General features: G+C 71.8%; 11 protein-coding genes and 2 riboswitches. Of the genes, 9 read left to right on the top strand and 2 right to left on the bottom strand.

Annotated elements, in window-relative coordinates:
* Nucleotides 1-344: 344 nt before the first annotated feature.
* On the bottom strand, nt 345-1,295 hold the full coding sequence (locus MXD59_RS00250) for a zinc-binding dehydrogenase (RefSeq protein WP_248822936.1): 951 nt from the start codon (nt 1,293-1,295) through the stop codon (nt 345-347).
* A 512-nt stretch (nt 1,296-1,807) separates the two neighbouring features.
* Here MXD59_RS00250 and MXD59_RS00245 point away from each other — a divergent pair.
* Nucleotides 1,808-2,188: an AMIN-like domain-containing (lipo)protein gene (locus tag MXD59_RS00245; protein ID WP_163550855.1), complete on the top strand. Its 381-nt coding sequence runs from the start codon at nt 1,808-1,810 to the stop codon at nt 2,186-2,188.
* Between the two features lie 45 nt (nt 2,189-2,233).
* Here MXD59_RS00245 and MXD59_RS00240 read toward each other — a convergent pair whose 3' ends face one another.
* Nucleotides 2,234-4,069, bottom strand: coding sequence for a hypothetical protein (locus MXD59_RS00240; RefSeq protein ID WP_248822935.1), 1,836 nt, complete (start codon nt 4,067-4,069; stop codon nt 2,234-2,236).
* Between the two features lie 829 nt (nt 4,070-4,898).
* On the opposite strand from MXD59_RS00240, the gene MXD59_RS00235 reads away from it, so the two are divergent.
* From MXD59_RS00235 to MXD59_RS00200, 8 genes are all read left to right on the top strand, one after another.
* Complete coding sequence (locus tag MXD59_RS00235) at nt 4,899-5,903, top strand: AAA family ATPase (protein ID WP_372511831.1); 1,005 nt, start codon at nt 4,899-4,901, stop codon at nt 5,901-5,903.
* Nucleotides 5,904-6,277: 374 nt separating this feature from the next.
* Nucleotides 6,278-8,029, top strand: a complete 1,752-nt coding sequence (locus MXD59_RS00230; RefSeq protein ID WP_248822934.1) for a DUF58 domain-containing protein — start codon at nt 6,278-6,280, stop codon at nt 8,027-8,029.
* On the top strand, nt 8,026-10,539 hold the full coding sequence (locus MXD59_RS00225) for a transglutaminase-like domain-containing protein (RefSeq protein ID WP_248822933.1): 2,514 nt from the start codon (nt 8,026-8,028) through the stop codon (nt 10,537-10,539). Before MXD59_RS00230 ends, MXD59_RS00225 begins: the two co-directional genes overlap by 4 nt.
* Before the next feature lie 20 nt (nt 10,540-10,559).
* Nucleotides 10,560-10,769, top strand: coding sequence for a hypothetical protein (locus MXD59_RS00220; protein WP_163547483.1), 210 nt, complete (start codon nt 10,560-10,562; stop codon nt 10,767-10,769).
* A 142-nt stretch (nt 10,770-10,911) separates the two neighbouring features.
* A complete protein-coding gene (locus MXD59_RS00215) occupies nt 10,912-11,661 on the top strand; it encodes a PIG-L deacetylase family protein (RefSeq protein ID WP_248822932.1) in 750 nt (249 codons plus the stop codon).
* A 132-nt stretch (nt 11,662-11,793) separates the two neighbouring features.
* Nucleotides 11,794-11,889: riboswitch (glycine riboswitch) on the top strand.
* Nucleotides 11,890-12,019, top strand: a riboswitch (glycine riboswitch). It begins immediately after the preceding riboswitch.
* A gap of 60 nt (nt 12,020-12,079) precedes the next feature.
* Nucleotides 12,080-15,082: an aminomethyl-transferring glycine dehydrogenase gene (gcvP, locus tag MXD59_RS00210; RefSeq protein ID WP_248822931.1), complete on the top strand. Its 3,003-nt coding sequence runs from the start codon at nt 12,080-12,082 to the stop codon at nt 15,080-15,082.
* A gap of 513 nt (nt 15,083-15,595) precedes the next feature.
* Complete coding sequence (locus tag MXD59_RS00205) at nt 15,596-16,348, top strand: FkbM family methyltransferase (protein ID WP_163547486.1); 753 nt, start codon at nt 15,596-15,598, stop codon at nt 16,346-16,348.
* Nucleotides 16,349-17,027: 679 nt separating this feature from the next.
* Complete coding sequence (locus tag MXD59_RS00200; protein ID WP_163547487.1) at nt 17,028-18,098, top strand: glycosyltransferase family protein; 1,071 nt, start codon at nt 17,028-17,030, stop codon at nt 18,096-18,098.
* Nucleotides 18,099-18,138 lie beyond the last annotated feature (40 nt).

The raw sequence follows: 18,138 nt of genomic DNA, 5'->3' as shown, positions 1-18,138 counted from the left end.
GGGCCGATCGATACGAGCACGCCCGACCGGGCCTTCGTCATCGTCATGGGGTCAGCGTCGCGTCGTTTCGACATGCGGTGTACGGACTTTTCGTCGCCACTACCGGTGCCGAAGGTCCCGGGCCGCAGGGACCGGTGAGCTCGCGTCGGCGGTGTCGCCATGGGTTCGTGTCCATCCCGCACATTGGGCCATACCGGCCGACGGTTCGCTGGTAGCCGCGCGGGCGCCACGGCAGACCGTGCCGTGCCGTGGGCGGTGGGCTCTGGCGTGGCAGGGCTCTGGCGTGGCGGGCCTTGGTGTGGCGGGCTCTGGTGTGGCGGGCTCTGGTGTGGCGGGCTCTGGTGTCAGGGGATGAGGAGGGTCTTGCCGAGCGTGGCCCGGTTCTCGATCGCCTGGTGGGCCGCGGCGGCCTCGGCCAGGGGGAAGGTCTGGCCGATGATCGGGCGCAGCCGCCCGGCCGCCGCGTGCGCGAGAGCCTGCGCGGCGAGTGTGCGCAGCTGAGCCGGCGTCGGTGCGGCACCGGCGATCACCGTCACGTCGGCGGGCGGCTCGGTCCAGCTGCCGCTGGCCATCCCGTGGCTGCTCAGGCGTCCACCGGGTCGCAGGGCGGTCAGGGCCTGGGCGCCGATCTCCCCACCGATACCGTCGTGGATCAGGTCGACACCCGTACCGCCGGTGACCTCGATGACCTCCCGGGCCCAGCCCGGACGCGCGTAGTCGACGTAGCTGGCGGCGCCCAGCGACAGCACCAGCTCGCGTTTGGTGTCACCGCGGGCGGCGCCGATCACGGTGGCACCGGCGGCCGTCGCGAGCTGGACGAGCAGGCTGCCCAGCCCGCCACCGGCCGCCTCGACCAGGACCGACTCGCCGGGGCGCACGTCGGCCTGGTTGTGCAGCAGAAGGGCGGTGCGACCGTCGGCCAGCAGCGCCACCGCGTCGGGCAGCTCGACGGCGGGGGGCACCAGGATCAGATCGGCCGCGTCGGCGACGGCGAGCTCCGCATAACCACCGGCGCCCCCGGTCGTGGTGACGACCAGCGCCTCGGCCAGCGCCTGGTCGACGTCTGGCCCGAGGGCGACGACCCGACCGCCGACACCGTTACCCGGAACACGAGGCAACGCCGGAAGGTTGCGCTGTGCCGGGCCGCGACCGGCTCTGACCTGCGTCTCGACGAAAGTGATGCCGGCGTACTCGACCGCCACCAGTACCTGACCGGGGCCGGGAACCGGATTCGCGAGCTCGCGGACCGTGAGAACGTCCGGCCCGCCGAACCGATCCATCACCACTGCGCGCACAATCGCCACCATAACCTGGCGGGGTGGCGTTGGATGGGCGGTCGGGGACCATCGGTCCTTACCGAGGCGATTACCCGTTTTCCGCGTCCAGACCGGGTATGTACTGCGGTCCCAGTCTTTGTCGCGGGTCTACCTGTGTCCTTGGCTGTCGTTCGTTGGTCGTGGAGAGCGGGGCGTCGCGTATGGCCAGGAGGACGGATTTCAGGAGCGCCGGCGGGAGAGCGCGTCCGCTCGCCGGTCTGGTGATGGTCGCCGCGCTGGTGGCCGCCTGCGGTGGTTCGAGCTCCGATGGCGCCGCGCGACCTTCGGTGGCCGTGTCGACGTCGGTGTCCCCGTCGCCGTCAGGGTCCGGTGACCCGGGTAGCGCCGCGACGGGGGCTGCGGCCGGTGGGGGTGCGACCTCGAGCGCGGTTCCCGGGGGTCCGATCGGGGGAGCGCGCTCTGATGCGCGCAGCTGGTCCGACCAGCCCGCTTCGGCTCCGGCTCCGGCACCGACCACGCCCGTTCGGGTGGTGTCACTGCGCAGCGCGCCGAACGAGGAGAACGGCGTCCGCTACGAACGTCTGGTCGTCGAGTTCACCGGCGGGACGCCCGGCTATCAGGCGCGGTATGTCACCGAGGTGATCCGACCTGGCTCGGGAGCGCCGTTGCCGCTGGTCGGCCAGGCCCAGCTTGAGCTGGTACTGAGTTCGGCGTCCGCGCATGACGACCAGGGCGCGTCCACACTGCGCACCGCCGCGAGCGGGCAGGACTCCACCGGCGCCCTGAGCTATGCCGTCGCCGGGGACTTCGAGGGCATGGTGCACATCGGCATCGGTCTGCCCCGGGCCACCGAGTTCCGGATCGTCAGCCTGAGCTCACCGGACCGGCTGGCCATCGACTTCCGTTCCTGACCCACACGGGACGGCCCTGATCCGGGCGCCGCGCTGGCGGTCCGATCAGCGCCGGGCCGGGGCGGGGGCGTCCCGGGTGGCGCCGGTGCCAGGTTCGCCCGCGGGTGTGGGGGGCGGATGGGGGATGTTCGGCAGTGTGCTGGGGCTGGTGGTGGGCGGGACCGGGGTCTGGATGGGGGAGGTGGCCACGGTCGTCGGTCGTGGCGGCTGGGTCCCTGGCCCGACCGGGCCAGGGACGTCGGCGGTGTCGGGTTGCCCGCCCTGCCCGACCCGCGGGTGGGGCGTGGCCCGCGGGGTCGGCCCGCTGGGGGTGCCGTCGAGGAGGGTTGACGACGGCCGTGGCCGGGGTGGTGCGGGCGGCAGCGGACGCGGCGGGATGGTGTCCGCCTGACCGGCCAGGCCGGCTGGCTGCTTCGACAGCACCAGCTGTCGATCCCCACGGATCAGGACGAGCTCCGCGCTGTCCGGGTCGTTGATCCAGACCCGGTCACCGTCGACGCTCACCGTGAGCGCTGGCCTGCCAGCGTCCGCGCCGGTGAGGGTGGGGCCGGGCCTGATGGGTGTGGTGAAACTCCGCCGCCCGCGGTCGAAGACCAGGACAACGCCGCCGTCGTGGTCGGGCAGAAAGATCCGTTCGTCCTGCCAGACCGGGGCCGCCAACCGGCGCGCCGGCGCGGCCACCGGTTGCGCACCGCCCGGCCCGCCGGGCAGCCCGCCCGGTACGGGCGTGACCACGGCGGCGGCAGGTCCGACTGGCCCGGCCTGCCCGGCCTGCCCAGCCACTCCAGCCACTCCAGCTGGCCCGGTCGGGCTGGCGAGGCCGGCGGGTCGATCGATGTCGGGCAGTCCGGATGGTGCCGTGGCGGCGGCAGGCGTGCCGGCGGAGATCGTGCTGGCGGAGATCGTGCTGGCGGGAGGCACGCTGGCGGGGATGTCGATGGAGGTCACCCCGCCGCGCGCCAGGTCGGCGAGCAGGAGCCGGCCGGACCTCGTGTCGATCACAAGAACAAGGTCGCGGGGAGACCGGGCCGCCGCGACCAGAGCCGTGACGGACCCTCGAGCAGCGCCCGGACCTGCGCCGCCGTTAGCCGTGGCATCGCCATTAGCCGCTGTGGCACCGCCGTCAACTGTGGCACCGCCGTTAGGACCGGTACCGGTACCGGTGTCGGCTGGCGGTACGGCGAGGGCGGTGGTTCGACCGGGTTGTCCGTCCGCCAGGGGAATCAGCGTCGCTGCCGTGGCGTCCAGGACGACTGGCTGATCACCGGAGAGCACCATGTCGATGGCATGGCCCGGTGGGGCCACACGGATCGGGGCGGCCGGCACGCCACGCATGATCGGGACCACCGAGCCGCTGGCCCGCACGGGTGCCCACAGCGTGCCGTCCGCCGTCTGGGCGGTGCTGCCGAGCGGACCGCCGAGATCCAGGGTCGGTCCGGTCGGCGTCAACCGCTCCCGGTCCAGGCGGATGACCCGCCCAGACGCGCTGTCGATGACCCCGACCGCGTCGGGTGCCACGTCGACGCTGGCCCCGGCGGGCAGGGTGACAGAGCGGGCCGGCGCCAGCCGCTGCGGCTCCACCAGGTGCAGCAGGTGCGCATCCGGGTCCGCGACCAGCAGGTCTGGGCCGTCCGCAAGGACCGTCAGGTGATGGCCCGCGGCGGCCGGGATGGTGATCGCCGCGTCGGCCCGTCCGGTGGTGCTCTGCAGATGGGTGATGAGGCCGGCGGTGTTCCAGGGCAGCCAGACATCCGCATCCGAGGACGACAGCGCGACGGGTGCGATCCCCGTGGTGCAGAACACGACGGCGCCGGTGAGACCGGCCGCCGCCGCGGCCGAGATGACCGTGGCCATCCTGCGTCGCCCCTGCCCGAAGACCACGATGGGTTTCTCCCCCCATGCTCATGCCCCGACAGGGGGGTGAGTAGGACCGCGGCACACAGGACCGCGGCACGGCAGAAGCAGGAGTGCGCACGCGCCGCACGGCTGACCCGGTGCGAAAGGGGAGGCAGGGCGGTGTCCGTGCGAGCGTGCCACCCCGCCCATCCGCACGGACACCGCCTGGTGAGTGCCTTGGGAGGGGCGCAGCACTCACCATGACCCGTGCGCACTGCCCAATGCACACGGGAAGTAATTGTGTTTTGTGTCAATACATTGTTGGGCGAGTGGCCGTCCGGTTGGGTGGCGTATCCCTCTCGCCGGGTTAGACGCGACGCCCCGCCGACAGGTTGCAACCTGATTGCTGCCAATCGTGATGATCTCTCGCCGGTGTAGCCGACCATCTCGAGACGACCTCGTCAGGTGACGGACATGTCTGCTGGTCGACCATCAGATCAACAACTTTTCCGGGTCGTGGCACAACGAAAGTCGTTCGTCCGTCGTCTACCGATGTGGAACGGGAACGCACATCCGGCGACGGCCGGGCGGCGATCGTTCCCGGGCGGATCCCCCCACCGTCCGACTGGCGGACCGGGTCGGTCGTCCCCCCTACCGGCCTGGTCCGCCTTCCCATCCACGTCCCACCCATGTCGGTCCCGCCCGCCAGCCTCAAACCCCCGCCAGCCTCAAACCCCCGCCAGTACCGGGTTCCTCCAACGCCTCACCCGTCACCTCGACCGCAGCCGGATCCTGACCAGCTCGCCTGGTCCTGCCCCAAGGAGCGCACGGTGATGAGCAGTCAGATCTCCTCCGATCCGACCGGCGGTACGGGGTGACGGGGCATGGCGATGGCACCGGTCCACTGCGCGGTGACGAGTTCGGGATAGCGGAGTTCGCCGCGGTGTTCCGGGACGTCGTCACGAACGTCGAAAAGGTGATCCGGGGTAAGCGTGACGTTGTTGAACTCGCCACTGTCTGCCTGTTCGCCGAAGGCCACCTGCTTGTGGAGGACGTTCCCGGGCTCGGCAAGACATCGCTGGCCCGCAGCCTCGCCGCCTCGGTGAACGCCGGCTGCCAGCGCATCCAGTTCACCCCTGACCTGCTGCCGGCCGACATCACCGGAACCATGGTCTACAACCAGCGGACCCAGGAGTTCGGCTTTCGGGCCGGTCCGGTGTTCACCAATATCGTGATCGGCGACGAGATCAACCGTGCCTCCCCCAAGACGCAGTCGGCGTTGCTCGAGGTGATGGAGGAGGGTCGGGTCACCTCCGACGGCACAAGCTATCCGGTGCCTCAGCCGTTCATGGTCGTGGCCACGCAGAACCCGATCGACATGGACGGTACCTACAGCCTTCCCGAGGCCCAGCTGGATCGCTTCCTCATGCGACTGCGGATGGGATACCCCTCCCTTGACGCCGAACTGGAGATCCTCGAGGGCAGGCAGGTGGGCCGGGCGGTGGACGACCTGCAGCCGGTGATACGGGCCGAGGACGTCGTGGCCCGATCGGCCCAGACACTGGCCGTGCACGTCGCCCCCAACCTGCGCCGGTACCTGGTCCAACTGGTCGCTGCCAGCCGGACCATCCCCGACATCGTCCGGCTGGGGGCGAGCCCACGAGGCAGCATCGCGCTGCTGCGCGCGGTGCAGGTCCGCGCGGCCGCACACGGGCGGGTCTTCGCCACGCCCGACGACGCCAAGGCGGTCGCCGGTGCCGTGCTCGCCCACCGGCTCGTGCTGAGCCCGGAAGCGGAGCTGCGGCGCGTGGTGGCCGAGGACGTGGTCGACGAGATCCTGCAGTCCGTTCCCTCGCCGCGTCGGCTGCTCGGGATCTGACCGTGCCATCCCGGGGACGACCATCGCGTCCCGACGACCAGACGACCACGATGCGCCGCGCCAGCAGGACCGAGGCGGACACCCGTCCACTACGCGCCGACCGTGCTGACCGGGCTGACCGGGCTGGGCACTCGGGGCCAGAACGTGGCCCGTGGCGCACCCCGCGGACGCCGCCGACCGGACCGCTCGCCCGCGGGCTGGGCGAGCGGCACCGGCCGCGACCCACCGATCCGGTCGATGACCCTGCTGCGGGTCCGGCCGCGGCACGCCCAGCTGAGATCGCGTCCGGATGGCGATCCTCCCTCGCCCCGCATCCCACGTCCCATCCCGCGCCCGGTCCTGGCCCCGGCCCCGGACGCCCGCCCGGTCCCGCCATGCGGGCCGACGACCCGCCCGCATGGCGACCCGCCCGAGAACCGGCCAGCCGAGAGCTGGTCGAGGCCGGAACCGAGGGCAGAGCCCGGACGAGGACCCATCGCCGGACCAGCGCCGAGTTCGAGGCCACCACCGGGATCGGTACGACGGCCGAGACCACGACCGGGACCGGGACCGATGCCGCGCAGCCGGCGGTGGGCACGGTTACGCCGGGGAGGGCACGGGCGGGCCGCTCACGGCTGCGGCCGACACCGCTGGGATGGGGCCTGCTCGCCACAGCTGCGGTGCTGCTGGCCGGGGCACGGCTGGTGCACTACCCCGAGGTCGCGGTGCTCGGCGGGACGGCCGCCGCCGCCGTGGCGCTGTCCCTGATCGTCGCGGTGCGCCAGCCACGGGCGTCCGCCGAGCTGCGGGTGTCGCCGCATCGGGTGGCGCGGGGCGAACCCGCCACCCTGATGATCATTTTGCGTAACCACTCCAGGTGGACGGCACCTTCCTTCGTGCTGCGCCTGCCGCTGACGACGACCATCCCCCGTTCGGAGCAGGACATGGCCAGCGCCCGCCCGTACCCGTCCGATGATGGGTCCGCCGCGCCGGCGGGAGATTCGCTGGCGTCCCACAGCGAGCCATCCGACAGCGAGCTGTCGCGTGGCGAGTCGTCCCGTGGCGAGTCGTCCCGTCGCGATCGCGCCTCCGCGCGGGTGCTTGTTCCGATCAGCCGACTGCCTGGCGCTGGTACCCGCACCATCGACGTGGTCCTGCCGACCGAGGAGCGCGGGATGATCACGGTCGGGCCGGTCGAGATAACCCGGTCGGACCCGTTTGGTCTGGTCATTCGTAGCCAGCGGCTGCCCGGCGCCGCGACCCTGCACGTCCGGCCCCTCGTCGCACCGCTCGCACCGCTCGCCTCGGCTCCCTCGCGTGAACCGGACGGTCAGACCGGGCATGGCACGGCCGGGGGACTCGAGATCCACACGCTGCGGCCGTACGCGACAGGCGAGGACCTTCGCCTGGTGCACTGGCCCTCGAGCGCGCGGGCAGGCGAGCTGATGGTCCGCACGCACATGGACCCCACGGAGCCCGCGGCCACCGTCGTGCTCGATGTCCGACGTGACGCGTACCCCCCCGGTGGGGCTGGACGGGCGGCGTTCGAGGCGGCCGTCGATGTGGCGGCCGCCGCGGTGATGACCTGCGCGCGGGAGGCGTTCGGCGTGCGCCTGGTGACCACGGCCGGACTACGCGTCCTCGGCCGCCGCCGACGGCGCGACGCCGACCTGCTCCTCGACGAACTGGCCACCGTCGAGTGGGCCGACGACGCCACCCTGGACGTTCTCGGGACGCTGCGGCGCGGCGGACTCGGCACGCTCGTCCTGGTGACCGGTGGTTTCGACCGGGCCGCGGTGGCTGCCCTCACCCCGGTGGGCCATGCCTACGGCCGGGTGGTGCTGGTGCGGGTCGGGCCGAGATCCGAGGCGACCGCCCGAGCGGTCCTGCGACGTGACTCGGGTGAGCGGGCCCGGCTGCGGCCGGTATCGCCCACGCGGGCCAGCGGGGTTGTCTCCGGCCGGTCGCTGGTCGCGGGCGCGGTTGCCGCGCGGCGCGACGCGGCGCACCTGAGCCGGGTCGGTGCTGGTCCGGGCCGGGCTGGGCGACTGACCGTGATCGACGTTCCCGACGCGGCGGCGCTGGCCGGAAGGTGGCCGGCGACCTGGCCGCGAGGGTTCGGCGTCGCGGGGGAGCGACGTCGATGAGCGGGCGTCACCGTCTGATCGCCGTGCTGCTGGCCGGTGGGCTGTCGTTCGTCGGCGGCCTCGGCTGGCATCGGGTGATCACCGGGCCCGAGGTCCTGGTGGATGTCGCCGCCGCCGTGATCATCCCGGTGGTGCTGGTCGCGGTCCTGATCGGCCGACACCAGCCGCCGTCACCGATCGTGACGGTGGTCGCGTGGGGCAGCGGGTTCGTCGCCTGGGCCGCGGCGACCGTCGCCGCCCCGGCGGGCGGGGTGTGGTCCCGGTTGCATCTGGTCGCGGTGGGGATGGTCACCGGGTGGGCACGTCTGCTCGACACGGCTGTCCCAGCGCCGGCCGAGCCGGAGCTGCTGATGGGACCGGTCGCGTTGACCTGGCTGGCGACGGCGATCGGCGCCGAGCTGGTCGTCCGTACCCGTACCCGGTTGCTGCCCGCACTACCCGGGCTGGTGCTGTTTCTGGTCACGGTGAGTTATGCCGCCGCGTCGGGTGGCTCGGATCTGCCGTCCGCCGCCGGGTTCGCCGCGCTCGCCGCCCTGCTGGTGCGGGTTCGTCACCCCCGGGTCGAGCTGCCCTGGCCCGGTCGGGTCAGGCCCGGGCGGCCTGAGCCCGGCAGCGTGCTGGAGGGCCCCGGCCGCCCGGCCGGCCGGTTGGCCACGCTGGCCCGGACGGCGGGTGCCGTGATCGGTGTGGTCGCGGTGGGGATCGGACTGGCCGGCGGCCCGCTGCGGGTCGACGACCACCCGCGCATCGATCCGCGCGCCTATCGCGCGACCGCCGCCACGGGCACGGTGGAGCTCAGCCCGTTGAGTCGGCTCGCGGGTTGGACCGCCCATCCGCAGCAGGTCCTGTTCCAGGCCGCGCTGACCTCCGCGACCGCCGGGCCGGCGGCGTTGCGGCTGGCCGTGCTCGATGACTACGACGGCGCCACCTGGACCTCCAGCACCCGCTACCTGCCGGCGGGCGCGAGTACCGCCGGCTGTCCCGAGACCACTGGTTCGGCCACCTCCGGATCGGGCCACGACGGCGCGCGGGTCGCTGGCGCCGCGTCCGCGCCGGTGACCCAGGAGCTGACCATCGCCGGACTGGGCGGTCAGCTCGTCCCGGTGCTGGCCGAGCCCAGGCAGTTCGTCGTGCTCCCGGGCACGCCCGATCCGGGCACGCCCACCACCGAGGGCGCGGTGACGGGCGGCTCCGCGGTCGCCGCGGGCCAGGTGACGCGGGGAGGATTCGCGGTGGCGGCCTGTGACGGCGTGCTGGTGCGGACCGAGCCGCTCACGGCTGGTACCCGGCTGCGGGTGCGGTCCTGGCCGCAGGCCGTGCCCACGGCGGGCCAGACGCTCACCCTGGCCGCCTCCACCACGCCCGCCGACGCCCGTGCGCGCGCACTGCCAGCCGGCGTGCCACCGGTCCTGCGCGGCCTGGCCACGATCGCCACCGCCGGTGGCACCTCGCCCTACCAGCGGGCCGCACTGCTGCGGCAGTACCTGCGGACGAACTTCGTGTTCGATCCGGCCGCCCCCGCGGGACACAGCCTCGCGCAGGTCACCCACTTCCTCGAGCAGACCAGGCGCGGGACCTCCGAGCAGTTCGCCACCGCGTTCGTGCTCGCCGCCCGCCTGCTTGGTCTACCCGCCCGGCTCGTCGTCGGTTTCAGCGTGCCCGGGGCGCAGAGCGCCGCCGCCCGCCCGGTCCGCGGCGCCGACGCCCTGGCCTGGGCCGAGATCCACTTCGCCGGCGCCGGCTGGATGCCCTTCTTCCCGACGCCGATGGCGGCCGACGCGCGTGGCGCCGTTGTCGCCGGCGCCACGCAGGGTGAGTCCACGGCGCAGGCCGAACTCGTCAACGCGGTGCTGGGCGCCACGGTGGACGTCCCCACCGGCCCACCGCGGCCCGACACCGGGACGGCGGCGCACCACCACCCGTCCGGGCCCTCGCCGGCCTGGTCCGACCGGGGGCGGGGCATCCGGGTGGCGGGGACGGCGACCCTGCTCGTGCTGACCGGCTATCTCGGCCTGGCCTTCGCGCTGCCTGGACTACGCCGCCGCCGGGCCCGGCGGCGCGGCACCGAACGGACGCGGATCGTCGCGGCCTGGCGTCACGCGCTGGATCTCCTGGCCCGATCGGGCCAGCCGATGCCGGCCGCCGCGAGTCCCGTCGAGGTGGTGGACGCCGCCAGCCAGACGGGTGAACCGGCCGGGACAGCGCTGCGCGGCCTGGCGGAGCTGGCCACCGTCGCCCTGTTCGGTGATCCAGGCGACGATCGGCGACGCACCGCGACCGGCCGTGGTGCCGCCGCCGAGGCCTGGCGGCTGGCCGACGCGCTGGACCAGGCACTGCGCGCATCGGTGCCACGCCGTCGCCGCATCGCCCAGCGGATCGCACCCGCCGCGGTGGCCGCCGAGATCCGTGCGGCCGCGGGCCGGCGCCGGGCCGGTTCCGAAGATCAGAACACACCCCGCCCGATAACGAATGGTTCTCAGTCGATTACATCGGGTATTGCAGCTCGGTAGGTGACCTGGGAGGAGCAGCCATGGTCCAGAGACCGAAGCGAACTGACGCACCCCTGGCCTGGCCGGGGCACACCCGGCCCGCCGGGGCGGATACGTCCAACGAGGAGATGGCCCGACAGGTGGCGAGCCAGACCTCGTCCGATCGGATGGCGGAGGAGGTCTTCCGGCGGGAGCACGACGGGGCGCTGACCGACAAGGAGGCGGCCAAGAGCGAGCTGCTGCATCGGTGACCAGCCGCGTCGGCGAACTGCGAGGCCGGCGAACCGCGAGGCCGGCGAACCGCGAGGCCGGCGAACCGCGGGGCCGGCGAGTTCCGGGGCCGGTGGGGTGTTCGTCCGGCGTGGCGGGCCGCGGTGCCGTATGCAGGAAGGCATGGGACTCGACGCAGAGCGGCCGTTCACCGATGCCGGCACCCCCGCGTCGGTCTGGCAGCAGTGGGAGCCGGGCTGGCCGGAGTTCGACCTGACCGACCCCCCGCCGCGGGTGGTGGTCGTCGCCCCCCATCCAGACGATGAGGTGCTCGGCGTCGGGGGGCTGCTCGTGCGGCTCAGTGAGCTGGGCGCGCGGATCACGGTGGTGGCGGTGACCGACGGGGACGGCTCGCATCCCGGCTCGCCCACCCTCTCGGCGCGCCAGCTCGCCCAGCACCGGATCGCCGAGCAGCACGCGGCCCTGACGGCGCTGGGCCTCGGGCAGGCGCCGGTGCACCGGGCGGAACTGCCGGACGGCCAGGTCACCGGGCACGAGGCCGCCCTGACCGCGTTCGTGGAGCCACTGCTGACCGCAGATACCTGGGTTCTCACCACCTGGCGCGGCGATCGACATCCCGATCACGAGGCGACGGGACGCGCGGCGGCGCTGGCCGCGCGGCGCGCCGGGGCCCGGCTGGTGGAGTACCCCGTCTGGACGTGGCACTGGGCGGTGCCGGCCGATCCGGCGGTGCCCTGGTCGCGGGCGAGGTCGGTGTCCCTGCCCGAACGGGTGGTGCGCGACCGTCGGCGGGCCGTCGACTGCTACCGCACCCAGATCGCCCCGCTGTCGGAGCATCCCGCCGACGCCGCCGTGCTTCCCCCGCCGTTTCTGGCGCGGTTGCTGCGGGCGAGCGAGACCGTCTTCGTCTGAGGGCACCGGCGGCAGTGGCAGCCGCAGCGGTAGCCGCGGTGGCGGTGGCGGGTGTGGGAGTTACGGAGACGGGTGGCCGCGGGTCGCCATCGCGGCTAGTCTTCGACGTACAAACTGCATACCGCTGCCGCTCACACCCGTGCGGGAGAGTCCCGGTCGCTCTGTGCCGGGACGCCGAAGGAGCAAGCTCTCCCCATAAACTCTCAGGCCCCCAACCGCCGGGTCAGGCAACTCTGGAAAGTGGACGTCCAGGCGTCCCGCCGACGGTGAAAGTCGCCCCCGACCTCGCGCGCCGCCCGTCAGGGCGAACTCGCGATCGAGGCGCGGCGAAGCTCTCAGGCCATATGACAGAGGGGGAGGCCCGTCGCGGCGCCGATGCGTCTCTGTCGGTTCTGCCTGACCTCCGGAGCGGCCTCTCATGCATGACGGCAGCGAGCAGAACGTCCCGCCGGTGGTGGTGCCACCCGGGTCCTATCCGCGTTTCGCCGATCGCCACATCGGCCCGGACCACAGCGCCCGTAAGGCGATGCTGGCCACGCTTGGTCACGACTCGCTGCGGTCCCTGACGGATGCGGCCGTGCCCGCGCTCATCGCCGACCGGTCCCTCGACCTTCCGCTTGCGCTCGACGAACCGGCCGTGCTGGCCGCGTTGCGGGCACTCGGTCGGGCGAACCGGCCGGTGCCCTCGATGATCGGCCTCGGCTTTCACCCGGCGGTGATGCCCGGCGTCATCCAGCGCAACGTGTTGGAGAACCCCGCCTGGTACACGGCCTACACGCCGTACCAGCCGGAGATCTCCCAGGGCCGGCTCGAGGCCCTGCTCAACTTCCAGACCATGATCACAGATCTGACCGGGTTGGCGGTGGCCGGCGCGTCGCTTTTGGACGAGCCCACGGCGGCGGCCGAGGCCATGCAGATCGCGTTGCGCCGGGCCAGGGGCGGGCGGCGGGTCTACCTCGTCGACGCCGACACCCTTCCGCAGACGATCGCGGTCGTGGCGACCCGCGCCGAGGCCCTGGGTGCCACCGTCCACCTCGTGGACCTCTCGGACGGCCCGTCCGGCGGCGACGGGCTTGCGGCGGTGCCGGCGGAGCTGCTCGACGCGGCGTTCGGGCTGCTGGTGTCCTACCCGGGGCCCAGCGGAGCGCTGCGTGAGCACCGGGAGGTGTTCGCGCGGGCCCGTGAGCGTGGCCTCCTCGTCACCGTCGCCGCCGATCTGCTGGCGCTCACCCTGCTGCGCTCACCCGGCGAACTCGGCGCGGACATCGCGGTCGGAAGCACCCAGCGGTTCGGTCTGCCGCTGTCGTTCGGCGGGCCGCACGCCGGTTACCTCGCCGTGCGTTCCGGCCTCGAACGCACGCTGCCCGGTCGGCTGGTCGGGGTGTCCATCGACGCGGCCGGTGACCCGGCCTACCGGCTCACCCTGCAGACCCGGGAACAGCACATTCGCCGGGAGAAGGCGACGAGCAACATCTGTACGGCCCAGGTGCTGCCCGCGGTGCTCGCCTCGATGTACGCGGTCTACCACGGCCCGCAGGGCCTGGCGGGGATCGCGCGGCGGGTCCACGGGCTCGCGGTGCGCCTCGCCGAGGGGCTGCGCGTCGGTGGAGTCACCCTCGGTGACTCGTCGTTCTTCGACACGGTCATCGCCGCGGCGCCGGGCCGTGCCGGCGAGGTGGTGGCCGCGGCGCTGGAACACGGGGTGAACATCCGTCTCGTCGATGACGACCACGTGGGCATCTCCTGCAACGAGACGACGGTGGAGGCGGATCTGCGGGCCGTCTGGGCCGCCTTCGGGGTGCCGCCGGCGGCGGCGGCCGAGGTGACGGCGCAGGCCGAACTGGACGGGCCGATCCCGACGACGACCGCGGTCGCGCTGCCCACGGAACTGGTGCGCACCGACAGGTACCTCGAGCATCCGGTGTTTCACGAGCACCGCTCCGAGACGGCGATGCTGCGCTATCTGCGCCGGCTGTCCGATCTCGATCTCGCCCTCGACCGCGGCATGATCCCGCTTGGTTCCTGCACGATGAAACTCAACGCCACGACCGAGATGGCCGCGGTCACCTGGCCGGAGTTCGCTGACATCCATCCGTATGCCCCGCTTGACCAGGCCGCCGGTTATCTCACCCTGATCCGCGATCTGGAGGAATGGCTCGCCCGGATCACCGGATATGCCGGTGTCTCGGTGCAGCCGAACGCCGGCAGTCAGGGCGAACTGGCCGGGCTGCTGGCCATCCGCGCCTATCACCGGGACCACACACCGGCCGGTGCGCCCGTGCGTGACGTGTGCCTGATCCCGTCGTCCGCCCATGGTACGAACGCGGCCAGCGCCGCGATGGCGGGAATGCGCGTCGTCGTCGTCGCGTGTGACGCTGACGGAAACGTCGATCTCGACGATCTCGCCCGCGCCGCCCGCACGCACACCGAGGTCCTGGCCGCGCTGATGGTCACCTATCCGTCGACGCATGGTGTGTACGAGGAGGGCATCGGTCAGGCCTGTGCCCTCGTGCACGAGGCGGGCGGTCTGGTCTACGTCGACGGGGCGAACCTGAACGCGCTGGTCGGTCTGGCCAAGCCCGGGCAGTTCGGTGCGGATGTCAGCCATCTGAACCTGCACAAGACCTTCTGTATTCCGCACGGCGGTGGCGGTCCGGGGGTCGGGCCGGTAGCCGTCGGCGAGAAACTGCTGCCGTATCTGCCGAACCATCCGCTGCGCGCCGAGGCCGGTCCGGCGACCGGGGTCGGCCCCATCTCCGGGTCGCCCTGGGGTTCCGCCGGCATCCTCATGATCCCGTGGGCGTATATCCAGATGATGGGGGCGGACGGTCTGCGGGAGGCCACCTCGGTGGCCGTGCTCAACGCCAACTACATCGCCCACCGGCTGCGCCCGCACTATCCCGTCCTCTACTCCGGACGGGGCGGCCTCGTGGCACACGAGTGCATTCTTGACCTGCGGCCGCTGACGCGCGCCACCGGCGTCACCGTGGACGACGTGGCGAAACGCCTCATCGACTACGGCTTTCACGCACCGACGATGTCCTTTCCGGTGGCCGGCACCCTGATGGTGGAGCCCACGGAAAGCGAGGACCTGGGCGAGATCGACCGCTTCTGCGATGCGATGACTGCCATCCGGGCGGAGGCGGACAAGGTCGGCGACGGCACCTGGCCGCTCGAGGACAATCCGCTGCGCAACGCGCCGCACACCGCGGCGATGGTGACCGCCGACGAGTGGGCGCATCCGTATCCGCGTTCGGTCGCCGCCTATCCGGTGGCCACGCTGCGTACCGGAAAGTACTGGCCACCGGTGCGGCGTATCGACGGGGCCTACGGCGACCGCAACCTGATGTGCACCTGCCCGCCGGTCGCCTCCTTCGCCGAACCGGTGGACGAGCCGGCGACGCTCGCGACCGTCGGCTGACACCCGACCGGTCGTCCCCGGGCGGTGGACGGAGGTCCCTGGGCCGACGCCCCCGCCGGGGATCGCCGTGCGGGCATGTCAGCCGCCCGCACGGCGATCCGCGCGCCAGCGGCCGCGCTCCGCCCCGGGCGTTGGCATGTAGCTGACCCACGGCGGGCCCTGTCCGGGTGGGGACGCAACGAGACCGGCGCACGTCCGTCCCGTCACTTGTTATTTTTTGCGTGATGCTGCGGTGCGTTAAAGTAGTGAATCCTCGCGGAAAGTAGCCGGCTTTGCGGCTCAGTGTCATTTCTGGTCGTTCTCGGCAGCTCTTCCCCAGCGTGAGGTATTGCTCGCCGGCTGGCGTTCCGTGGTCGAGGAACCGCCCTGCGGAAGGGCCTGCGGGCCCGTTGGGCCACCCTGCTGTTGACCACGGATGGACCGGCGCCAATAGTTGGACCCACCCGTCCGGTGGAAATCGGGGTCTGCTGCACTCGGGCGGGTCGTAGCTGGGACAACGGAAGGGCGGGGCCAATGGATCCGCGAATGGAGAAACAGCTTGCCGCACTCCGCCGTAAGGCGGTGGATCTGGGGCTCGGGCCGGCGCTGAAGCTGGTCCGAGACAATGTTGTGCCGACTGCGCGGCGTAACCGAAACGATGATCGACATCTGGCGTTGCTGATGTCGTTCGTACTCACCGAGACGTCGAACTGTATTGATGTGGGTGCGCACCGTGGCGATGTGCTGCGGACGATCCTGCGGCACGCGCCGCACGGAACCCATGTCGCCTACGAGCCGCTGCCGCACATGGCCGCCACTCTGCGGGCCGACTTTCCCACCGTCGACGTGCGTCAGGCCGCGCTGTCCGACACGCCGGGTGTGCTGCCCTTCACCTATGTGCGCAGCCGGCCGGCCTACAGCGGGCTGCGCGACCGGGTGCCGGACACCGAGGATGTCGAGCAGATCGAGGTCACCGTCGAGGTTCTCGACGACGTGCTGCCGGTGGACTACCACCCGACACTGATCAAGGTGGACGTCGAGGGCGCCGAATACGGCGTCTTCCGTGGTGCCACCAAGCTGATCGCAAACAGCCGCCCGCACCTGGTGTTCGAGTTCGGCGCCGGGGCTCGCGACTACGGGACGTCGGCGGACGACATGTATCTGCTGATCGACGGTGATCTCGGCCTTCGGATCTTCGACCTTGATGGCGAGGGCCCTTACACCCTGCCGAAGTTCCGGGACACGTTCGAGACGGGGCGGCACTTCAACTTCGTCGCGCACCCCTGAGCCGGCACGCCCGGGTGGGCACGCGCACCCACCCATGATGTGATGAAGATCACATAAGCTCCTTTCGTGTAGTGCTCCGCTCGTTCCCCCGCTTCGGGTCGCGCCGTGGCCGGTGCGCTTCCTGGGCGGGGGTGCGACCGGGACGGGGCAGGTCCGGGCGGGCCCATCCCGGCGATGCCGGCCTGGCATCGCCGGGTCGATGTGCGGGTACTTCTCTCCCACCCACCCAGACGGTCCTGACGCTGAGTGCCTGCTTGGATGCGAATAGTGCTGATTTCGCCGAATTCGCCGCTCGCGGACGGCGCGGCGTGATCGCCACCTGCCGGGACGGCAGCGGCGGATACCAGCCGGTAAATGGGGGGAGTGACGGATTCGGTCGCAACGCCGATACTTTGACGCTCCGGCACGTGTCATGTGTCGGAGCGGTCGTACCCGGGAGACCGTGAAGTCGATGCGGCGAACCCGGCGTACGGGAGGTACTGGAAACGGCCAGGTCACCGGAATCCAGGTGATGGTCGGACCGTAGCGGACGGAGGTGGCTAATCCACGGTCGGCGGCACGACCGGAAATTCCGCCAGGCTGTGTGATTCACCCCGCTGTCCACCGACGGATCCCCACCCCACCCGCTCCGCTGCCGGGCGATCCGTACCCCCACAAAGGTCACGAGAGAGGGGCGTCCGTGCGAACGCTCGAACCCACCGGCCTCGACCTCGACGCGATCGAGGCGGACAAGCTTGCCAAGGGCATCACCCTGAGCCTGCTGATCCCTGCCCGTGGCCCGGAGGCCGCCCGAACACTCGGCGATATCATCGCGCGGGATCGGCAGCACTGGATGCAGGAACGCCGGGTCCTGGACGAGATCGGCGTGGTCGTCGATCCCACCTCCGACGGCGATGAGCATGATCTGATGCGCATCGCGACCGAAGCCGGCGCGAGCTGGGTCGTGCGGGGAAACTCGGTGCTGCAGCGGCATGCCGGCCGCGAGGACACGACGACCGGCGGAAAGGCCGGGGCGATGCGCAGCCTGGCCTATCTCGCCTTCGGAAACCGGCTGATCTTTCACGACGCCGACCTGGAAAGTTACGATCCCGCGACGGTGGGGGTTCTCGCCGCGGCCACGACCGCCGGCAATGCCCCGCTGTTCGTGAACGGTAGTTCGCGACGGGTGACCGGTGACGGCCAGCCCGGCGGGCGCACGACCGAGATGCTGCGGTCGTTGCTGTCGAAACAGCTCGCCCGCTACGTGCCGTCGATCACCCGCACGCTCCAGCCACTGATCGGCGAGTTCGTCATCGACGCGGATGTCTTCGCCTCGCTGGCCTTCTCGCGCGGCTATGGGGTCGAAACATCCCTGAAGGTACTGGCCCTGGATCTGTTGGACTTCTCCGACAGCCTGCAGATCGAACTGCCGATCAAGTACCAGGTCGGCCAGCACTACCACGCGCTGGTAAAGCAGTTCCATGAGATCAGTTTCACAATCGATGTTCTTGAGGCCTACTTCCAGCGGCGTCGGGTCGACCCGCATGTGGCGATCTGGCAGATCGCCGACAACTACGACCTGTTGTTTCCGGGTCGTACCTACTCCCTGCACCGTCCGTCGGGTTACGACGACGCGGACTTCGTGCCGCGCATGGGGTTCTACCAGCCACTGGCGACCGCGCCGGCCTACCAGGCCCGGCTTCCCGAGATCAAGAGCTCTCGCCGACAGGCCCTGGACACCCTCGGCCGCCAGCTGCGGGCCTCCGCCTGACCCTGCTCGACGTGACCGGTCCGATCTCCCGAGTCAGACA

This window comes from Frankia umida (genome assembly GCF_023242945.1).
Lineage (GTDB): Bacteria > Actinomycetota > Actinomycetes > Frankiales > Frankiaceae > Frankia > Frankia umida.
The sequence above is the reverse complement of the archived record's forward strand: the minus strand, read 5'-3'. Positions and strand labels throughout refer to the sequence as shown.

Bases quoted from the DNA above. Each gene is read 5' to 3' on its own strand.
- MXD59_RS00230 (WP_248822934.1), top strand. From the start codon at position 6,278: ATGCGGGCCGACGACCCGCCCGCATGGCGACCCGCCCGAGAACCGGCC.
- MXD59_RS00225 (WP_248822933.1), top strand. From the start codon at position 8,026: ATGAGCGGGCGTCACCGTCTGATCGCCGTGCTGCTGGCCGGTGGGCTG.
- MXD59_RS00220 (WP_163547483.1), top strand. From the start codon at position 10,560: ATGGTCCAGAGACCGAAGCGAACTGACGCACCCCTGGCCTGGCCGGGG.
- MXD59_RS00215 (WP_248822932.1), top strand. From the start codon at position 10,912: ATGGGACTCGACGCAGAGCGGCCGTTCACCGATGCCGGCACCCCCGCG.
- gcvP (WP_248822931.1), top strand. From the start codon at position 12,080: ATGCATGACGGCAGCGAGCAGAACGTCCCGCCGGTGGTGGTGCCACCC.
- MXD59_RS00205 (WP_163547486.1), top strand. From the start codon at position 15,596: ATGGATCCGCGAATGGAGAAACAGCTTGCCGCACTCCGCCGTAAGGCG.